12 protein-coding genes are annotated in these 20376 nt (G+C 61.0%); 6 read left to right on the forward strand and 6 right to left on the reverse strand.

Annotation, left to right across the window (positions count from 1 at the left end; all coding sequences use genetic code 11):
- The first annotated feature begins 28 nt into the window (after nucleotides 1–28).
- Complete coding sequence (locus EI290_RS02090; protein WP_246008823.1) at nucleotides 29–829, forward strand: DUF2490 domain-containing protein; 801 nt, start codon at nucleotides 29–31, stop codon at nucleotides 827–829.
- A 59-nt stretch (nucleotides 830–888) separates the two neighbouring features.
- On the opposite strand, the gene EI290_RS02095 is transcribed toward EI290_RS02090, so the two are convergent.
- From EI290_RS02095 to moeB, 4 genes are all read right to left on the reverse strand, one after another.
- Nucleotides 889–1233: a hypothetical protein gene (locus EI290_RS02095; RefSeq protein WP_125426219.1), complete on the reverse strand. Its 345-nt coding sequence runs from the start codon at nucleotides 1231–1233 to the stop codon at nucleotides 889–891.
- A gap of 6 nt (nucleotides 1234–1239) precedes the next feature.
- The gene (locus tag EI290_RS02100; RefSeq protein WP_125426222.1) at nucleotides 1240–2403 is read right to left on the reverse strand and encodes a putative sulfate/molybdate transporter; all 1164 of its coding nucleotides are present in this window, start codon (nucleotides 2401–2403) and stop codon (nucleotides 1240–1242) included.
- 43 nt (nucleotides 2404–2446) lie between these two features.
- Nucleotides 2447–2995, reverse strand: a complete 549-nt coding sequence (locus EI290_RS02105; RefSeq protein ID WP_125426224.1) for a hypothetical protein — start codon at nucleotides 2993–2995, stop codon at nucleotides 2447–2449.
- 191 nt (nucleotides 2996–3186) lie between these two features.
- Entirely contained in the window at nucleotides 3187–4320 is a 1134-nt protein-coding gene (moeB, locus tag EI290_RS02110; RefSeq protein ID WP_125426227.1) for a molybdopterin-synthase adenylyltransferase MoeB, read from the reverse strand.
- A gap of 200 nt (nucleotides 4321–4520) precedes the next feature.
- Here moeB and fdhD point away from each other — a divergent pair, with 200 nt between their 5' ends.
- The 3 genes from fdhD to EI290_RS02125 all read left to right on the forward strand — a co-directional run bounded on the left by fdhD (nucleotide 4521) and on the right by EI290_RS02125 (nucleotide 8462).
- A complete protein-coding gene (gene fdhD / locus EI290_RS02115) occupies nucleotides 4521–5399 on the forward strand; it encodes a formate dehydrogenase accessory sulfurtransferase FdhD (RefSeq protein ID WP_185816804.1) in 879 nt (292 codons plus the stop codon).
- A gap of 135 nt (nucleotides 5400–5534) precedes the next feature.
- Nucleotides 5535–5861: a DUF7009 family protein gene (locus EI290_RS02120; RefSeq protein ID WP_125426232.1), complete on the forward strand. Its 327-nt coding sequence runs from the start codon at nucleotides 5535–5537 to the stop codon at nucleotides 5859–5861.
- 45 nt (nucleotides 5862–5906) lie between these two features.
- Nucleotides 5907–8462 (forward strand): FdhF/YdeP family oxidoreductase, encoded by a 2556-nt coding sequence (locus EI290_RS02125; RefSeq protein WP_125426235.1) that lies wholly within the window; start codon nucleotides 5907–5909, stop codon nucleotides 8460–8462.
- Between the two features lie 141 nt (nucleotides 8463–8603).
- On the opposite strand, the gene tamL is transcribed toward EI290_RS02125, so the two are convergent.
- Both tamL and EI290_RS02135 read right to left on the reverse strand, forming a co-directional pair.
- Nucleotides 8604–11042 carry a translocation and assembly module lipoprotein TamL gene (gene tamL, locus EI290_RS02130; protein WP_125426238.1) on the reverse strand — a complete coding sequence of 813 codons (2439 nt, stop codon included), beginning with the start codon at nucleotides 11040–11042 and terminating at the stop codon, nucleotides 8604–8606.
- Nucleotides 11043–11100: 58 nt separating this feature from the next.
- Complete coding sequence (locus EI290_RS02135) at nucleotides 11101–16587, reverse strand: translocation/assembly module TamB domain-containing protein (RefSeq protein WP_185816805.1); 5487 nt, start codon at nucleotides 16585–16587, stop codon at nucleotides 11101–11103.
- A gap of 237 nt (nucleotides 16588–16824) precedes the next feature.
- On the opposite strand from EI290_RS02135, the gene EI290_RS02140 reads away from it, so the two are divergent.
- Together EI290_RS02140 and EI290_RS02145 are read left to right on the forward strand one after the other, a co-directional pair.
- Nucleotides 16825–17220 (forward strand): carboxypeptidase-like regulatory domain-containing protein, encoded by a 396-nt coding sequence (locus tag EI290_RS02140; protein WP_185816806.1) that lies wholly within the window; start codon nucleotides 16825–16827, stop codon nucleotides 17218–17220.
- Between the two features lie 228 nt (nucleotides 17221–17448).
- Entirely contained in the window at nucleotides 17449–20181 is a 2733-nt protein-coding gene (locus tag EI290_RS02145) for a 4-alpha-glucanotransferase (RefSeq protein ID WP_125426247.1), read from the forward strand.
- Nucleotides 20182–20376 lie beyond the last annotated feature (195 nt).

The raw sequence follows: 20376 nt of genomic DNA on the forward strand, positions 1-20376 counted from the left end.
GCTTCTGATGCTGCCCTTCCCCTCCCGTTTGCTTTCCAGTTCTTGTCTGCTGCTTCCGTCCCTGCTGCTGCCTATTGCCGCCCGGGCCCAGACGAATGCCATTCCTGACCCGAAAACGGGTACCTGGCACGTTGCCACGGTGGTGCTGCCGGGCGGACCGAAACACTGGGGCGGCTACGCGGAAGTACAAACCCGCTCCAACAGCCTGTTCCGCCAGTATTTCTATACCGAGCTGAAAGGTGGCGTGAGCTACGACGTGGCCAAAAACTTCACCCTGATGCTGGCCGGCGGCCGCTACTCCACCGCTGACTACCGCGACCTGAGCGCCGGCCCCCTCAACGTGGAAAAGCGCCTCTGGCAGCAGCTCACGCTCACGCAGTTTGCCGCCCGCCTCAAGCTGGAGCACCGCTACCGCATGGAGGAGCGCTGGTACCGCTTCCGCGACAATGTGGTGCCCACGGGCTTCTCCCGCTACCGCACGCGCATGCGCTACCGCTTCAACACGTTTTTGCCGCTCAACCAGCCTACTTTCACCGATAAAACGGTTTTCTTGTCGGTGTACGACGAGGTGTTTTTTAATCCCCGGGGGCCCTATTTTGAGCGGAACCGCCTGTACGCGGGTCTGGGCTATCAGTTCGACAAGCACTGGACAATGCAGGCCGGCTGGCTGAACCAGGCGAATTACACGCCCGCCAGCTACCGTCAGAACGTGTTTACCCCCCAAACCACTCTGGCCAAAAACAACGTGGTGCTGTCGGTTATCTACCGCCTGGGCCGCCCGGCCACTACATCAGCCTCCCCGGAGTACGTGCCTTCACAGCCTGATTAGCAGGGAGGGCAGAAGCCGGAAGCGAGAATTGTATTCCGCAGCTCAGCACGCTAGCACTACTACACTTCTACCTTCCGGCTCTTTACTTCTAATGTCTCCGCTGGCACCAGGTGCAGGGTTAGCGTGTGCCGGGCCTCGCCGGAGTACACCATGTGCAGCTCCAGGGTGAGGTGCTGGTCGGAGAGGGTTTTGATGAGCAGATACAAGGATGACTCGTTGCCGGGGTGCACAATTCTGCCGGCCTGCTTTACCCAGTGGGCAGCCGCTACAACTTCGGTGGGTTGATTGAGGTGGCTGAAGTCGAATACCACGCCTTCGCCCATGCTCCAGTAGCCCTGGAACGGCTGGGGGCCAGCCTCAATGCGCACGGTTTTCCACGCCTGACAAAGTATTCGTTCTTCCATACGCTGTTATTTCCCGAGGCCTACCCAGCCCCGCCGCATGGCGTAGTACAGGGCCGTACCCACCAACAGGCCCACAAGGTACCCATACGGCAGCCCACTGCATAATACTCCTACCAATAGTGTTAGTAATAATTCGGTGCGGGAACCGGCAATATCGCGCAGCAGGGTAGCCAGCGTGAGGGCCTCAAACAGCAGCAGTACCCCCAGAATGGGCAAGGGAAAAATCTGCACTACCTGCTGAAAGCCCTGGCTGAACCCCAGGCCCAGCACCAGAAACAGCCCCCCATACAGCACCACCGAGCCGCCCGTACGCCCCCCAAACGTATAGTGCCCCACCATACCACCCGAGCCGTGGCAGACCGGAAACCCGCCCAGAAAGGGGTTTATCAGGTTCATGAGGCCGTAGGTGAAGCTGATTTGCCGCACCGTGAGGGGCCGCTCCGGAAAATAGTCCTCCACTACCTGCCGGGTAGCCAGCACCGAGTTGCCCAGGGAAAGCGGAATCTGGGGCAGCGCCAGCAGAATAGCGCCGTATTGCACGTTCTGCCAGGTGGGCACCTGCCAGCCGGGCAGGTGCAGGCCAATGGCGCGCTGGGCTGTGGCAAAATCGAGCTTGAACAGCAGGCCGTAGCTTACGCCCAGAGCCAGCACCACCAGGGCAGCCGGCCAGCGCCGGTTGCCCAGCAGCACCACCGTTACCAGGAAGGCGGCAGCAGCCAGCACGTACCCCGCCAGGCCATCGGCGGGCACATACTCCTTAAGGGCCAGTGTGGCCAGCTGCAGGGCCAGCCCAAACTGAATACCCCGGATAACGGGCTTGGGCACCAGCCGGGCCAGGGCGTCAATGAGGCCGGTTACGGACAGCAGCAGCATACTCACCCCAATGGCCAGCCCGCCCCCGAAGATGACGCGGCCGGGGATTTTTTGGGCAATAACCAGGGCGGCAAAGGCCTTGAGGGGCTGCACGGGCATGGGCATCCCGTACCACAGCCCCGAAAATACCTGCATCAGCCCAAACATGATGAGCACACCCGCACTGTCCATGCCAGAGGCGGCAATGATGCCGATGAGCAGGGGCAGGTCGGTACCCAGGTCGCCGAAAGCTCCCGCCAGCTCATTCCGGTCGAAGCGAATACGGGGGCGGGGCAGCGGGGTAACGGTAAGGGGCATGAGGCTGATAAGGTGAGGGGCGGCCGCACGGGCAGGCCGGGGTTTACTGCCAGATAAAGCTGGGGGTGGTCTGCTCTACTTCTTTCCCGCTGTGCAGGCGCAGGCGCAGGCGAAACTGCTGCTGGGCATTATCCGTGGGTTTAGGGCTCACAACCAACTCAATGGGGCGGTCCAGCTCGGCGTAGTCCCCCGATTTCCAGGAGTTAAGGGAATCGGCTAGCTGAGCCAGCGGGAAAGATACGCCCTGGTAGCGGCTGTTACCCGGCAGGCAACGCACAAACTGATTCAGCGGCTGTCCGGCAGCTACCCCGTTAAACAACCCGGTGCTGGTAAACGACACCTCCGTTATTTTGTCTTTCAACCCTTTGCGGCCGGGCTCCTCGCACTGCCACGCCAGGGCGCCGGCAGTAAACCAGCTCCCCGATGGCGCTGCGGCCAGGTAATCATACTCCAGCCGTACGCTGGCCAGCACCTGGGCGGCGGTAGTGCGCGTGCCATTGGTAAAAGCCGGTCCGTTGGCTGACTCCGCCACCAGCAGGCGTATGGCCCGCACGTTGGCGTAGTCCCGCAGTTCCTCCTTGCAGCAACCCATGGGTATCACTCCCAAAAATACAAGCAGCAACCCAAGGCGTAGCATTTTATGGATCATCCTGAGGTATAGGCAGTAGTAGTTTGTTTCTCAAGATAAAAGACGGACGGCTTTTGCCAAGCGCAGCGGCTGGTTATGCGAAACCTGAACTGGTGAACGAGCTGCTGATTTTCACTGGCCCCGCCGGCCGTTGTTTACTGGCTTTCCGCCGAGCCGAAAGAGACAATTTCCGCCGGCACTTCTGCCGTGTCCTCCCAGGCCAGCATCCCGCCTTCCAGGTTCAGCAGGTTGGTCAGGCCAAACTCGGTTTGCAGGCGCTCCACGGCCTGGGTACTGCGCCTTCCCGAGCGGCAGTACACAACTACCGGGTGCTGCTTGGGCAGGTTGGCCACGCCCTTTTCCAGGGCGCTCAGGGGCAGCAGGGTGGCACCGGGCAGGTGGCCGCTGGCGTACTCCTGGGGCTCCCGCACATCCAGCAGAAAGGGCGGCCGGGCCGATATCAGCTGCTCCCGCAGCTCCACGGCCGAAATACTCCGGACGCCCGCCCCGCACAGGTCGGCGTAGTCGGTGGTGCTGGCCGTATCCAGGTTAATGGCGGCTTGCTCGGGGCGGCGGGCAAATTTCAGGGTGCGCGTCTGAAAGGTGAGGGCATCAAACAGCCAGAGCCGCCCGCTGAGCACCTCTCCAATGCCCAGAATAACCTTGAGAGCCTCTGTTGCCTGGGCCGTACCTACCAGCCCGGGCAACACGCCCAGCACCCCGGTGGCCTCACAGTTGGGAGCCTCAGCGGCCGAGGGTGGCTGCGGAAACAGGCAGCGGTAGGTGGGCCCGCCCTGGTAATTGAACACCGCAACCTGGCCCTCAAACTTATAAATGGCCCCCGATACCAGCGGCTTGCCGTAGCTGACGCAGGCATCATTGAGCAGGTAGCGGGTGGGGAAATTGTCGGAGCCATCTACCACTACATCGTACTTGCTTACCAGCTCCCGCACGTTGCCCAGCCTGGCCCGGCAGGTATACACCTCGGTGCGCACCAGCGGATTGATGCGCTGCACGGCCCGGCCGGCTACCTCCGCTTTAAGCTGGCCCAGGTCAGCGGGGCCATACAAAATCTGGCGCTGCAAGTTGCTGCGGTCCACCTGGTCGGCATCTACGATGCCCAGCGTACCCACGCCAGCGGCGGCCAGGTACTGCAGGATGGGGCAGCCTAGCCCCCCGGCCCCTACCACCAGCACGCGGGCGGCTTTCAGCTTTTCCTGGCCGGCTTCTCCTATTTCGGGTAGCTGCAGGTGGCGGCGGTATATCTGGCGTTCTTCTTGAGTAAGCATACAGAGGAGGCTACTGGTGGCCGGCAACATAAGCTGCCGCTTCTGGGGAGGGGCCGCCCGGACCGAAGTGCTTTCGGGCGGAGCCATGCCAAGCTCAAACTTACTTATGGCCCATAAGGTTAACCTCATACGCCGCCACTGGTCCGCGCCAGGCGGCGTACAGAGGTACCCGCGTTTCCCTTGTTTCTTTAACCGTTGCCGTGTCTGCTCCCGTTTTTCTTCCGCCCACCAGCTACGAGTACGTTACCGTGCGCCGCGTACAGGGCGCTGCCGCCACCGAAGCCTCTGATGTGCTGGCCGCCGAGGAGCCCCTGGAAATTCGGGTAGGCTTTGGACCGGCCGGACAACGGGAGCACCGCACCCTAAGCATTACCATGCGCACTCCGGGCCACGACTTTGAGTTGGCGGCCGGTTTTTTGTTTACGGAGGGCATTATTCGCAGCCGCCAGGAGGTGCAGGGCCTTATTTACTGCCCCGATGTGGCAAAGGAGGAGGAGCGCGAAAACGTGGTGCGCGCCGAGCTGGCTCCATCCGCCCTGCCCGACCTGCCCCGGCTGGAGCGCCACTTTTACACCAGCAGCAGCTGCGGCGTGTGCGGCAAAACCAGCATTGAGGCAGTGCATGCCGCCGCCTGTCCGGTACTGCCCCCGGCGGGGCCCCTGGTGGCGGCCAGCGTCATCCACCAGCTACCCGAGCGGCAGCGGCAGGCTCAGGAGCTGTTCGAGCAAACCGGGGGCCTGCACGCGGCGGCGCTATTCTCCCCGGCGGGCGAGCTGCTGCTGCTGCGCGAAGACGTGGGCCGCCACAACGCTCTTGATAAAGTGATTGGCGCGGCATTGCTCCAGGAGCTGCTGCCCCTACACAACACCGTGCTGCTGGTGAGTGGCCGGGCCTCGTTTGAGCTGGTGCAGAAGGCGGCCGTGGCAGGCATTCCGGTGCTGGCGGCCGTGGGCGCGCCCAGCTCCCTGGCTGTTTCCGCCGCCACCAATTTTGGAATGACGCTCTGCGGCTTCGTGCGCCAGAACCGCTACAACGTATATTCTCATCCCTGGCGAATTGTGCAGGCTGATGACGTATAAGTTGTCTATCATGCTGAGCGGAGCGAAGGATCTTATGTAAACGACCCATGCACCCGTAACAAGGTCCTTCGCTCCGCTCAAGATGACAGACACACTCAGTATCTATCTTCTACCCGCTTACCCTCCTACCCTACCATGAAGCTCCGCCTCGAAGACAACACACTGCGCCTGCGCTTGGATGAGCCGGAGGTAGCCACCTTCCGGCAGCAGGGCCGGCTGGAAACGGTAGTTCCCCTGGGCCCGGCCACCGCCGACTCTCTTACGTACAGGCTGGAGCGCGACGCGGCCACTCCGGCCCTGACGGTGCGCTACGAGGCGGGCCACATTCGGGTGCTGCTGCCCGCCGCCGTAGCCGATGCCTGGACCTCCACGGATGAAGTAAGCCTGCGCGGCACCACCGAAGTTGCTGATAACCACGTATTGCATATTTTGGTAGAGAAGGACCTGGGCTGTAAGCACTAATCACCTTCTTGCCTGTTTCTTTTTCTACTCTTCACTCCCGCCCCCATGGAAGATTCCCCCATCAGTGACCCCGGCAAAGCGGGCAACTCGCCCCAGCAAAAGGCTGAGAACAAGCCCAAGAGCGGTGACCGTCCCGACCAGGGTACGGCACCTGCTCCCGACCACTACCGACCCGATCCTCAGCACGAACGTGACGAAAGCGTGATACCAGCCCCCGACGTACCCAACGCCAAGTACCACCACCCCATTCTGGCCCAGCCCCCGGAAGTGTTTACTGGCCTCAGGCTGGAAGAGCGCGCCAAGGTGGCGGCCGGCGTTACGGCAGTTATTAAGTCCATGGAGTTTAGCTGGAGCGAAGGGGGGCTGAACCGGGGTACCCGGGGACTGCTCAACATGAACCAGAAGGATGGATTCGACTGCTCCAGCTGCGCCTGGCCCGACCCCGACGACCACCGCTCCGTAGCTGAGTTCTGTGAGAACGGGGCCAAGGCCACCGCCTCGGATGCCGATGACAAAGCTGCCGGACCCGAGTTTTTTGCCAAGCACAGCCTGGCCCAACTCTCCCAGATGACGGACCGGGACCAGAACAACGCCGGCCGCCTCACTCATCCGCTGGTAAAGCGTCCCGGCGACAACCACTACTCACCCATTGCCTGGCAGGATGCTTTCCAGCTGATTGCCGACAACCTGAATGCCTTGGACTCGCCCCACGAGGCGGTGTTTTACACCTCAGGCAAAGTACCCAACGAGCCGGCCTTCCTGTTCCAGCTGTTTGCCAAGCTACTGGGTACCAACAACCTGCCCGACTGCTCCAACATGTGCCACGAGAGTAGCGGGGCGGCTCTGAGCCCTACGCTGGGCCTGGGCAAGGGCTCCGTCACGCTCAACGACATCCACGAGGCCGAGGTAATCCTGATTATTGGCCAGAACCCGGGCACCAACCACCCACGGATGCTCACGGCCCTGCAAAAGGCCAAGCGCAACGGGGCCAAAATCATTTCCGTGAATCCGCTGCCGGAAGCCGGTTTGATGGCGTTCAAAAATCCTCAGGATTTCATGAATCCCTTCAAGGCGCTGGGTGCCCTGCTCGGCGACGGCACCCAGATTACCGACCTGTTCCTGCAGGTGCGCGTGGACGGGGATATGGCCCTGCTGCGCGGCATCATGAAGCATTTGTTCGAGGCCGAGGACCGCAACCCCGGCCAGGTAGTGGACCGCCCCTTCATCGAAAAATACACTACTGGTTTCGAGTCGTTTGAGCAAAACGTGCGCAACACCAGCTGGGAGGATATTGAGGAGTTGAGTGGCATTTCGCGGGCTCAGCTGCTGGAAGCGGCTAACCTGATTGCTACTAAGCAAAAGATTATTACCTGCTGGGCCATGGGCGTAACCCAGCAGCGCCAGGGCGTGCAGACCATTCAGGAAATTGTGAACCTGCAGCTGATGAAAGGTGCCATTGGCAAGCCCGGCGCGGGTACCTGCCCGGTGCGCGGCCACTCCAACGTGCAGGGCGACCGGACCATGGGGGTGTGGGAGCAACCCACCAAGCAGTTTCAGGATGCGCTGGGCAAGGAGTTCAACTTTCAGCCACCCTACGAGCACGGCTACGATACCGTAGAGGCCATCAAGGCCATGTATAAGGGCAAGACCAAGGTGTTTTTCAGCCTGGGCGGCAACCTGCTGGCCGCTGGCCCCGACACGGAGGTTATTGCCGAAGGTATGCGCAAGCAGAAGCTAACGGTATTTGTGGGCACCAAGCTCAACCGGGGCCACCTGACTACCGGCGAAACCAGCCTGCTGCTGCCCTGCTTCACCCACGCTGATGTGGACATGCAGAAGTCGGGCCATCAGATGACCTCCTGCGAAAACTCCATGGGCGTCGTTAGCCAGAACAAGGGTGTGCTGGTGCCATTGCCCGGCCAGATGATGAGCGAGGTAGCCATTCTCTGCGGCATAGCCATTGCCACCTTCGGCAGCAAAATCAACATTGCCGACTGGGTGGCCATGACGGAAAACTACGACGTCATCCGGGACCACATCAGCCGGGTAATTCCGGGCTTCGAGAACTTCAACGAAAAGCTGCGCCGCCCCGGCGGGTTCTACCTGCCCAATGGCCCCCGGGAGCGGAAGTTCACCACCAAAAACGGCAAGGCCAACTTCACCACCACGGAGCTGGAGCATTACCAGCGCGACCTGGAAGCCGACCAGCTGATATTGATGACGGTGCGCAGCCACGACCAGTTTAACACCACTATTTACGACTACAACGACCGGTACCGGGGCGTGCTGGGCGAACGGCGGGTCCTATTCATGAATGAGCAGGACATGGCGGACCGGGGCCTCAAGGCGAAAGACCTCATTGACATTACCAGCCATTTCAAGGGTGAAAAGCGCACTGTAGAGAAGTTTATTGCCATTCCCTACGATATTCCGAAAGGTAACGTGGCGGCTTACTTCCCCGAGGCCAATCCCTTGGTACCAGTGGGCAGCGTGGCCAAAACCAGCAATACGCCCACTTCCAAGTACGTGGTAGTGACGGTAGTGCCCACCCGTAAAACTGTAGGCGCACCGGTGGAAGTACGCATGGCGGCGGAGGTGTAATCAGTCAACCAGTGTCACCCTGCGTAAAGCGAAGGACCTTCTCCCGTTAGAATGATGCCCGTACAAGCGGCCCGATCTGACGGAAGAAGGTCCTTCGCTTTGCTCAGGATGGCATGTTGCTCTGCACTATCAGTAACATCTTTAAAACGGATACCCAATGGCAATATTCAGGCGGCCGGCACCCAAATCGGTTTTGTTGAATGACTGGTTAAGGCTGGGCCGCACTACTTCGGTATTGTTGTAGGGTACCCGCAAAGGATAGGCGTAATCAAAGCGGATAACGAAGAACTGCACATCAATGCGGATGCCGGCCCCGGCCCCCACGGCCAGCTCTTTGAGGAAGGTGCTGGGCGAGAACTGACCGTTTTTACCGTCGGGGTTGCCGTTGCTGTCCACCGTAATGCGGCTGGGGTCCTGATTGATCAGCCAGATATTACCGGCATCCACGAACAACGCCCCCTTCACGTACGGAAACAGGTCCTGGCGGTATTCGGCGTTGGCTTCGATGCGCATATCGCCCACTTGGTCATAGAACGAGCTGTTTTCAGAAGCAATAGGGGCCCGGTAGGTGCCCGGCCCCAGGCCCCGGGCGGCAAAGGCCCGCACACTGTTGGGGCCGCCAATGCCGTACTGCTTCAGGTAGGGCAACACCCGGGAGTTCTGGTAGGGCAGGCCCACGCCTACCAGCAGGCGGGTAGCAAATTTGTTGCCGCTGCTGGGGTTAGCCGAGGTGCGGAAGTAGTTGCGTAGCTCCAGATCAACCTTGGTGTATTGCGCGAATTGCTGGCTGAGCAAGGTATAGGCCTGGCTGCCATCCTCGTTGGTGATGCGCGGCTGGCCCGAAAGAGAGCTGAGCAGGTAGGCCAGGTTGCCGGCTACCTCAATACCTCCGCTGAAGTAAATCTGGTTGCGGCGCTGCTCCAGCGCCTGTTGGTTGTAGGTGTAGCGGTAGGAGCTGGACAGGATGAACTGTTGCCGGAAGGAGTTGGCCAGAAATGGCCGGTCCAGCAGCAGCTGCTGAAACGCCTCCGACTGGTTGCTCAGCCGCAGATACTGCACATCGATGGGGCGCAGCTCCTGCTCGTTGGTGAGCTTATTTTTCCAGGTGTACCCGTAGTTTACGTTGAAGGCCTGCTGGGTGAAGGCATCGAGGCGCGTAACTGTTTTGGCCCCTACCCCAAACGTGGTGCGGGGCTGAAAGTCGGAGTTTTTAAGCCGGATATCGAAAGGGGGCGTAATGAGGCGGGGCACCACCAGCTGAGCCGTAGCCCCCAGCTCGTAGCTGGTGAGGCCAATGGTGTTGGTGTTGCTGCGGGTCTGGTTTTCGAAAGTACCGGTTACGTTCACCAGCAGCTGCTCGGCCCCGCGCAGAGCCGAGCGGTTGCGGAACTGCACCTGAAAGCCGGGCCCCGTAAACCCGTTCGATTTGCTCACCAGCAGCACCTCGGCCCGCAGGCTCTTTTTGGGCAGCTGGGTCATGCGCACGTAGGAGTTCAGGAAGCCGTAGCCCGCCGAATCCGGCTTCTGGCGGGCTGGCCGAAAACCGATATCCACGTACTTGAAGGTACCCAGGCTCATCAGGCGGCTCAGCGTCTGGTCCTGGCGGCGGCGGCGGTACAGGCTGTCGGGGTAGAGGAACACGGCGTTGGTAATGGCCTTGGCCTTAAACACCTTCTCATCGGGATAATACTGGTAACCCTGGTAGTTGACGGGCCGCTCGGCCAGTACCGTATCCGACAGCGAATAGCGCGTGTTCAGCCGCACCCGGTTCAGTAAGTAAGGCTTGGCGGCCTGCGCGGGCGTTTTGGCCTTGATGCGCAGGTACACATTCACCTGGTTGTTCAGGGTACTATCCACTTGAAACAGCAGATAATCAGGGTTGAAGTAGTAAAATCCCTGGTTCTTCACGGCCTGATCAATGCGCAGCCGCTCGTTGGTGAAGGTTTGCAGGCTGTATGGGTCGCCTACTTTCAGCAACGAGGCGGCCTGGGTGGCGCGCACGGCTTGGGGCAGCAGGGAGTCGCCCTCAGGAAAGTAAATTTCCTTGATGGTGTAAGGCCGGCCCACGGTGGCGGTATAATCGACGGAAGCCGTCTGGCCCTTTACCTGCACCTTGCTGTGTACTACAGGCTGAAAGTAGCCGTTGTTGTACAGGCGGTTTACCATCAGGCCCTTTACTTTCTGGGTATCTACCTGGCTCAGCAGCACGGGCTTCTCGCCGTACTTGTTGGCCAGCCAGTGACCCAGGCCCTTGGTTTTGCCCTCACCCATGTGCCAGAAATACAGCTTGGGCCGCAGCCCCAGAATGGAGGCATTGGGCTTGGGCGTAATCACGCCGGTTAGCTCGGTAGTCAGCTCCGCTTCTTTCGGGATGGGACTATTGGACTCCACCTTCACGGTGCTACCCGTGTACAGCTTGCTGCCTTCCGGAATGAACTTGGTGCCCGAGCAGGCTGCCAGCAATGCCAAGCCCACGCTCAACCCGGCAGCCTGGTAGCCACTCCATCTCGGAGCAGCCCCCTGACGAGTAGAGTCGGCCGTTTGTGGTGGTTTGGACAGAAAAGGCAGGTGAGGCAGCATGCAGGCAGAAATCAGGAAAGAGACGCGGCGGTGGGAAACCTACCGCTTCTGTATAAAACTATCGGCGGGTAGAATCGGGGCGGGAAACCGGGCGGCTGGCGCGCCGGGCCGAGTCGGGGCGGGCCACCGGGCGCTGACGCAGGGAATCGGGGCGGGGGTTGGGGGCAGCGTTGGTGGAGTCGCGGCCGGCGCGGCGGTCCTGGCGGCGGCGGCGACTTTCCAGCTTCACCTCCTCCTTCACGTTATCATCAATGCCCTTGAACAGGTCGGCCAGGGTCTGGTAGTCGCGCTGGAAGATGAGCGAGGCCCCGGTGCGCACAAACTGCCCGTCAATGTCGCCGTAGGCGTTGTTGCGGAAAGCCCGCAGGCGGATGCGGCCGTTGGCCAGCACGTTGTATTCCACGCTTACATCACCGGCAAAGGCACTCACGCCGGCCCCGTTCTGGCCGGTGCTGGCCTGGTTGCCGCCGCCCAGAGGCACATCAGTACCCAGGCGCACGGTGAGGCGGTTATTGAGCAGCTGGCGGCGCACAGCCACGTTCAGGTCGGTGCGGGTTTTCTCCTGCCCGCTGCTGAAGTCGGCGTAAGAGTTCACGCCCAGCTCCACGCCCAGGTTGGAGAGGTAGGAGCCAGTGAGGTTGTTGAGCTGCTGAGTAAGTACTTGGCTGGCTGAACCGCGCAGCTGCTGGGCTACTAGGTTGCCGCTGCTGCTCCGGAAGGGGTCGTCGGCCATAAAGCGGTTCAGCACCAGCAATGAAAATACCTGCTTGTTCAGCTCGCTTTCCTGGGATGGTTGCCGCAGCTGCGTGAGGCGCGCCTCAATAGGGCCGCGCAAATCGGAGCGGGCTTCCTCGGGCAAGCGGATGTCGAACCCAATCACTGGTTTGAGCAGCTCCCCGGTCACTTTGAGGTCCACGACGAAGGGCAGCGCATTGCGGCCCAGCGCGTTCAGGGTCTCATCGGCCAGGCCCTGGGAGGCAATCAGCTCGGCGGGAGCGGCGCGCACGTTGTATTGGGCCGTTACGTTGGCCTGCCCATTGTAGGGGTCTCCGCTCCAGGTGATGGACGAGCCGGGCGCAATATCAAACTCCCGGGAGGCCAGATCGTAGAGCGACATCTGGTACTTGCCCTTGGCCACATCGAGGCGGCCGGTGAGGGTAATGGAGCCCGATGGGTCAATGGCGGTATTGAGTGTGCCGTTGGCCTGTACTTTCAGGTTGTCGCCGGAGGCCTCGTCCACCACAATGGTAAAGGGCGTGTTTTCCGTTACCGTCACCACGGCCTGAATGTCGTAGCCGGCGGCGGTTTGGGCGGTATCCAGGGCCAGCTGCCGGGCCAGCATGGTGTCAATGGGCGCGCTCTTGTCCACAAACTCCACAATACCGTCGCGCTCCACCTTCACCGGGTCGTCGGTGGGGATGCCCACAAACAGGTTGGAGCCGTCGGCCACGCGGGCCCGGGTACGCACCACCGGCAGGTTCAGCGAGCCGGTAATGCGGGAGTCGGAATCCACGAAGAGCTTGCCCCAGAACAGGTTGTTCTCGCGGCGGGAGCTTTGCACGGCCAAGAAGTTGTCGGTGGTAGCCTCCAGGTTGAAGCGGAAATCCGACACGTAGTCAGTAGTCAGAATCCGGCCGTTGATAGTGGCCTTGCTGCCCAGAGAGTCTGTCACTTCAAAGTCATCAAACCCAATGCCTTGGTTGGTAAACGCAATTTCCTGGGACTTCAGGAAGTAAGGTGCCCCCAGCTGGCTGAGCGTGAAGGTGGCGTCGGGGGTGGTGGTAAGCGTGCCGTTGATATCGGGCCGGTTTACCGTGCCCGTTACGGCCAGCTGCCCGGTTACGCCCCCGCCCATCTGCTGCAGCTGGCCCAGGGAGAAGGGCTCGATGATTTTCAGGTCCAGCCGGTTCACGTTCACATCAAACTGAATGGGCGAAGGCGGCGTAGCCAGGTAGTAACCCACGGCGCGCACATCCATACCCTGCTGGTTGGTAAGGCGGGCATCCACGTTGAAGCGGTCGGGGGTGGGGTTGGTGGCCTGCACGGCCACATCCCCAATAATGGACTTATTGTAGGCAAAGCCGCCCAGGGTGGCATTGGCCGTAAAGGCCTGCCTAGGCTGGCCCAGGCTGTAGGCCACGGCCTGCCCATTCAGGGTACCGGCAATCAGGGAGTCCTGGAAGCCGGCGGCCCGGCCCAGGGCGTTGATTTCGAGGTTCTGCATGTTCACCTGCAGCGGAAACTGGGGCCCGGTGAGGGTTTCGAGGCTGAGGCGGCGCTGGTTGCGCGAGAAGCTCACGTTGCGGGCGAAGATGGCCCCGGTGCCGGTGGTATAGCGCAGCTCATTGTCCTGGGGGGTATCCCACTGCTTCTGGTCCAGCATCAGCTTGGGATCGAAGCGGAAGACGTAGGCCTCACCCTGGTTGAGCACCCGCAGCGCCCCGGCCAGATTCAGCCGCTCGGCGCTGTCGGACTCGGCAATGCGCAGGCGCGTCCCGATTTCGTTGTTCTGAATGCTGCCCGTAAGGCTGGGGTTCGGAATGGTGAGGGTGGTATCTTGGCTCACCTGCCGCAAACCCAGGGCGTAGTCCAGCTTCTGCGGGTCGGACTGCACGGCCAGCTTCAGCGAGTCCATAGCATAGCCCATATACACAATGCGGCGAATGGCCGTGTTCAGGCGCAGGTCGGCCTGGCGGCTGTCGTAGCTGCCGGTGAGCTTAAAGGGCGTGAGCTGCTTAAGGTCGGGCACCAGCTGCTGCAGCAGGCGCGGCTGCTTCACGTTGGCCTCAAACGAGAACTGCCGGTACTCGCCCCCGGGCCGGAACTGCACCCCGGGCAAATCAAAATACCGGTCGATGTGCTGCTGTAGGGCCGTAGCCAGGTCGCCGAGGCGGGTGTTGCCGCGCAGCGTCACGTCGGCCACCGAGCTGGCAAAATCTACCTCGGTGCGGCCGGTACGCTGCACAATACGCCCATTCACCGAGTCCAGGGCAAACGGCTGGTTGTTGTTTACAATAACGATGCGGCGGCCCGAGAAGGTACCGTTTAGCGTGTTCAAATCGGAGCCGCTGAGGTTGGCCTGCAGGTCGCCCTGCACGCGCAGGTCGCCGCCGGAGTAGAAGCCCAGGGCCGTGAGGTTGGCTCCGCGCAGGTTCAGGCGGTCCACGGTGTAGGTAGGGTTGGCGGCGTTGCGCAGGTTAATGGTAGCCAGCACATCCAGGTTGAGGTTGGGGTCGTCCTTGCTGCTGGCTTCCACCACGTAGCGGTTCCGGTCGATGTCCACGTTGGCCGTAATGCCGCGGTAGGTGTAGCCGTTGTAAGTAGCCTGCTGCACGTTGGCTTTCAGCTGGCCCCACAGCTGGTTGGGGTCGAGGCCGCCGCGGCCGGTGAGGGTACCGTTGGCGGTTACCTTGCCAATGGTGGGGTCGTTCAGGAACTTGCCCACATCCAGGCCCTGAGTGCTGAACACGGCCCGTACCGGCTCCTGGCCCACGGGCCCTTCGCCCACATTTACCTTGGCCGCGAGGTTGCCGAAGCTGCTTTGCACCCGCATGTCGGTATCAAATATCAGCGCCGTGGGCCGGCCCCGGAACGTGCCGGTGGCCGAAATGCGGGGAGGCAGGCTGTAGCCTGCCGGAATGGTGCCGGCCGGCAGAATCCCCCGAATATCAGCAGCGGTAGAGGTGAATTCCCTGATGTTGAAGTCCACGAACAGCCGCTGGTCCGTGTTGGGTAACCCCACAAGCCGGCCGGTGGTACGGATGCGGGTGCCCTGCAAGCCCTGGAAGCTGAGGTTATTGAGGGCCAGGTTACTGATGCGGCCCTTTACCTGCCCGCTCATGGCCATGGGAGCATCGGGGTTGATGCCCAGCTCCGGCAGCGTGCCCTTGGGCAGCAGGCTGCGCAGGTCGTTTTCAGTGGTGCGCACGTAGCCCAGGTTCAGGTCCAGCACCAGCCGGTCGTCGGTGTTAGGCAGGCCCTGGATGCGGCCCGAGCCGCGCACGATGGAGTTGCGGAAGCCCACAAAATCCAGGTTTTGCACCCGTAAGTCGCCCAGCCGCCCGCTCACCAGCCCCGAAATCAGAAACGACTGATTGGGGCCACTGCTGAACGGGGGCGTATCAATCAGGCTGGGCGTGATGTAGAGCACGTCGCGGAAGCCCAGACGGGCCTGGCGCAGGTCGCCGTTCAGGCGCAGGTTGGGCAGGTCGTCGGGAATGGCCGCCAGGTCTTTGAAGCCAATACCCATGCGGCGCTTGAGGTGGCTATGGGGCGTTACCAGGTCCAGGTTGTTAAGCTGGATGCGGTGGGCGTCGTACAGCACATCGGCGGCGGCGCGGGTTACGGCAAAGCCGCTCTGCTCCTGCCCGGCCAGCTGGGTAATGCGGCCGGTGGTGCTATCCTGGGAGTAGCGCAGGTTCTCGGTATTGAGCGTGAGGTTCGTGAACTTCAGGTGGTTGTAGTCCATACCCCGGATGCGCGTCTGCTGCCGGGGCTCGTTGAAGTTGTCGAAGGCCACATCTACCCCGCTGATATCCGACTGCTTCAGCGTTACCACCCAGCTGGCTTCCTTGCCCGTGGCGTTTTCCACCGAGGCATTCAGGTCGCGCACAGCTTCGGCGGGGTTCACCACGCGCTGCTCCACCGGCACATTCTCGTTCTGGGCGTAGGCGAAAGTGGTGTTCTTGAGCTTGAGCGTGTTCAGCGCCACCCGGCTGTTTTTCAGGTCGATGTTGTCGGCCGTTACGTCGGCCTCGCCAATGCGGGTGCTAATGAACTGGGCCGAGGGGTCGTTCTGGTAGCTCAGGCTCACGTTTTGGAGCTGGGCCCGGTTCAGGCCAAATTCCAGCTGCAAAGCGGCCGTATCCTGGGGAGTGTCCGGCGGCACCTTGGTCTGCACGATGGTAACACCGGTGTTGCGCAAAGCGGCCTGGTCTACCCTATAGGTGGAGCCATCCACGTCCACCTCGTCCATGCTCACGGCCAGCTCGCCCACCCGGGTGCGCACGTTCATCCCGTCCACCTGGTCGTTATAGGTGAGCAGGATGTTGGTCAGGCGCAGGTCCCCGATATTGTACTGAAACCCGGCTCCGGTGGTATCGGCCGGGGTAGTTTTCACCGTAGAAGTATCCCCGCTGGCAAAGGCCCGTACAATAAAATCGTAGTTGGAGATACTGTCGGGCTGGGTGCGCTTAATGGCCAGCCGTCCGTCGTTCAGCTCCAGACTTTTCAGATTGATCTGCGACTTGGTGAGGGCCCACAAGTCCAGATCCAGGCCCAGATGTCCCACCGACAGCAACGTATCGCCCCGCTGGTCTTCCAGGTACACTCCGTCGAAGCTAATGGCGTGCCGGAAGTCGGAGCGAAACTTACCAATGCGCACCTCAGTCTGCAGCTTATTGCGCAGGTAGCCCTCAGCCTTACGGGCCACAAAATCCTGACCCGAAGGCGTTTGCACATACAGATAAAGGCCGGCCACGAATAGTAGCACCAGCCCAATCAGGCCCAATAGGCCATACAGGATACGACGTAGAATAACCGGCAAAAGGCAGACTATATGGATGAAACTCAGTGGGCCAAACGGAAAAACCGTTGAACGGGTTGGCTTAGGGCATTTTAATCGACCTAGAGCCGAAATCCAGCGTGTAATCCGCCGACTCCACCGACCAGGCATGGTCGGGCTAAGGAAGAATTGTATTTTCCGAACGTTTTCCAGTGTATCGCCTCTCTTCTACTACCAACTCACCTACCTGTGCGCACTTTTTCAATTTCCCCCCGTTATTTGTTGTTGATACTAGCCGGTTTCCTGTTTGCAGGCTCCACAATCAGCAGCCAGGCGCAAACCCTACCCGCAGCCAGTACTGCCAGCAGCACTGTTGCGCTTACCGGCGCCGTATTCAGCAATACCGGCCAACCCCTGGCGGGGGCCACAGTAAGCGTAGCAGGGAAAAAGCTGATTACCGCCAGCACGAACTCTGAGGGGTTTTTTCTGCTGCAGGTACCAGCCGGTGTGCCATTGCGCCTGGTAGTTGTGTTTCCGGAGCACCAGGAAGAACAAGTAGAAATCAGGCATCCCGAAACTGAAAAGAACCTGGTAGTGACGCTACAAAGCCTGGGCCGGCAGAAATCCAAGGCATTGCGTGCCCGTCAGAAAAAATACCAGCGCACCGGGCAATAGGTCCGCGGTTTGGCTTGCGGGGCACTTCTGGCGCGCACGGTTACTGAGCACTCACTTTGCCCACCCAAGGAAAATCAACCCGGCATCAACGTCACATCAATTGGGCATTAGCTTTGAAAAAAAAGCACCTGATTTCCCCCTTACTTCTCGCATTAACCGGGCATCACCGGTGCCGTTTTACCCTATTAAGCAGTATCTTCGGGCCCCATTTTTATCCATCAGCCCCCGATGATTCTTCGCTTTACGCTACCCTTCCGCACGGCCTGGGGCCAGCGCCTGGTAGTTTGCGGCTCGCTGCCCAGCCTGGGCCAGTGGAACCTCGACCAAGCCCTGAGCCTGCACTACCAGCCTGATTCCGGCTACTGGACCCAGGAAATCAGCTTGCCCGACGACCAGTTGGGTACGGTTGAGTACAAATACGTGCTGCTGGACGACCGGGATGGGGGCAAGCACTGGGAGTGGGGCGCAAACCGCACCATCGGCTACAATGCGGCCCAGTTTACCCGTATTGTACTGGAGGATTACTGGCGGGCCCCGGCTCTGCCCGAAAACGAGCTGCACACCGCCGCTTTTACCAAAGCCCTGATGCGCCGCCCGGCTTCAGCCCCGGCTAGTCAGGCCGCCCGCCTGGCGGGGTCAGTGGTGCGGTTTCAGTTGGCGGCTCCGCGCGTCGACTCCGACCACCAGATCTGCGTGCTTGGCTCCGACCCGGCCCTGGGAGCCTGGGATGCCAAAAAAGCCGTGGTACTCTCGGATGCGGACTACCCCACCTGGTGCGCCGATGTGGCCCTGGAAAATCCCGAGCAGACGGCTCAGTATAAATACGGCCTCTGGGACCCGCGCGAGAAAAAGATTGTGCAGCTGGAAGCTGGGGAGGACCGTCTGATTACGGCTTCCCAAGATAAACGTACCCTGCGCGTAAAAGCCGACGACCAGTTCCGCTACCCCACCGGCAATTGGCGCGGGGCGGGCGTAGCCTTGCCGGTATTTGCCCTGCGCAGCCGCCAGGGTTTGGGCGTGGGTGAGTTCCCTGACATTAAGCTACTGGTGGATTGGGCCGTGGCTACCGGTCTGAAGCTGGTGCAAGTACTGCCCATCAACGATACGGTGGCTACGCATACCTGGGTCGACAGCTACCCCTACGCCGCTATTTCGGTGTTTGCCCTGCACCCCCAGTACCTCAACCTTGAGGCGGTTGCTGAGCTGCAGGACGAAGCCGCCCGCCTGGAGCTGGCCCGGCTGCGCGAGGAATTCAACGCCAAGGATTTTGTGGATTACGAGCCGGTGATGAACGCCAAGTGGCGCTTTATTAAGCAGCTCTACCACCAAGAGAAGAAGGCCTTGCTGGCCAACCCCGATTTCCAGCTGTTCCGCGACGAGCAGAAGGCGTGGCTACTGCCCTACGCTGCTTTCTGCGGCCTGCGCGACCGGTTCGGCACCGCCGACTTCACGCAGTGGCCCGCAGAGTTCCGCTCACCTGCCGTGGCCGCCGAGCTGGTGCGCGAAGACAACCCCGAGTTCGACGAATTTGGCGTACACCTGTTCACCCAGTTCCACCTCGACCGGCAGCTGCTGGACGCCGTGGACTATGCCCGCCAGCACGGCGTGGTGGTGAAGGGTGACCTGCCCATTGGTATTTACCGCCACTCGGTGGATGCCTGGACCCAGCCTGAGCTGTACCACATGCACCAGCAGGCCGGCGCCCCCCCCGATGATTTCTCGGTGACGGGCCAGAACTGGCGCTTCCCAACCTACAATTGGGAGCGGATGGCGGAGGATGGCTACCAGTGGTGGCAGCAGCGGATGGGCCACCTGGCCCGCTACTTCGATGCCCTGCGCATCGACCATATCCTGGGCTTTTTCCGCATCTGGGAAATTCCCGGCCACTCGGTAGAGGGGTTGCTTGGGCACTTCTCACCCGCTTTGCCCCTGCACCGCCACGAGATTGAGCAGCGCCTGGGCTGGTTCGACTACGGCCGCCTGTGTGAGCCCTACATCCGCTGGCACATCCTGCAGGAAATCTTCCATGGTCAGGCTCAGAGCGTGTTCGATGAGTTTATGGAAGATGCCGGCCACGGCGCCATTCGTCTGAAGGAGCACGTGCGCACCCAGCGCCAGATGGAGGCCGTTTTTGCTGACAAAATCCAGCAGGACCCCGCCAACACCGAGCATTATACCTGGCTGCGGACCGGCCTTTACAAGCTGGCCAATGAGGTGCTGTTCGTACCCGACGACCTGCGGCCCGACTTCTACCACCCGCGCATTACGGTGTACCTGAGCCGCTCCTTCAAAGAGCTGGACGAGCAGAGCCGTCCCCGTATGCACGAGGTATATATCGACTTCTTCTTCCGTCGCCACGAGGATTTCTGGCGCCGCCAGGGCCTGGTAAAACTGCCGGCCGTGCGCTGGGCCACCGATATGCTCATCTGCGGCGAAGATCTGGGCATGGTACCCGAGTCGGTACCGGGCGTGATGAAGGCTTTGGGCATCCTGGGCCTCAACATCCAGCGTATGCCCTCCGACTCCAGCGTGGAATTCGGCCACCCCAATGCGGCCCCATACCTGAGCGTGGTAAGCCCCGGCTCCCACGACATGAGCACGGTGCGCGGCTGGTGGGAGGAAGACCGGGAGCAAACCCAGAAGTTTTTTGAAACCATTCTGGGCCACTGGGGCGAGCAGGCCCCGCAGTACTGCGAGCCGTGGGTGGCTCGCGAAATAACCGTGCAGCATCTGTACTCGCCGGCTATGTGGGCTATTTTCCCCCTGCAGGATTTGCTGGCCATGGATAGTCGCCTGCGCCGCCAAGACCCATTGGAAGAGCAAATCAACGTGCCGGCTAACCCCACGCACTTCTGGAAATACCGCTTCCATATTCCGCTGGAAGAGTTGCGGGCGGAAGCCGGTTTCAACCAGGAAGTGCAGCAGCTGGTAAACCAGAGCGGCCGTAACCAGGTGTATTAGGCGCGTAGGGGCCTACTGATGGGCCCCTGGCATACAGGGTATAGCTTATATGAGCCGTTTTCCGGGAGGAAAACGGCTCATTTACTTGTGTGGCGGTGCATTAGATGGCGCAGAAGGGTGGCCACTGGGGCAACATTGGTGGCACACCCCGCCGGACGGCCAATAATGAGCGTGCAAGTGCCCTGTGGCCTGCGC

Source organism: Hymenobacter metallilatus (assembly GCF_003944705.1).
GTDB classification, from domain to species: domain Bacteria; phylum Bacteroidota; class Bacteroidia; order Cytophagales; family Hymenobacteraceae; genus Hymenobacter; species Hymenobacter metallilatus.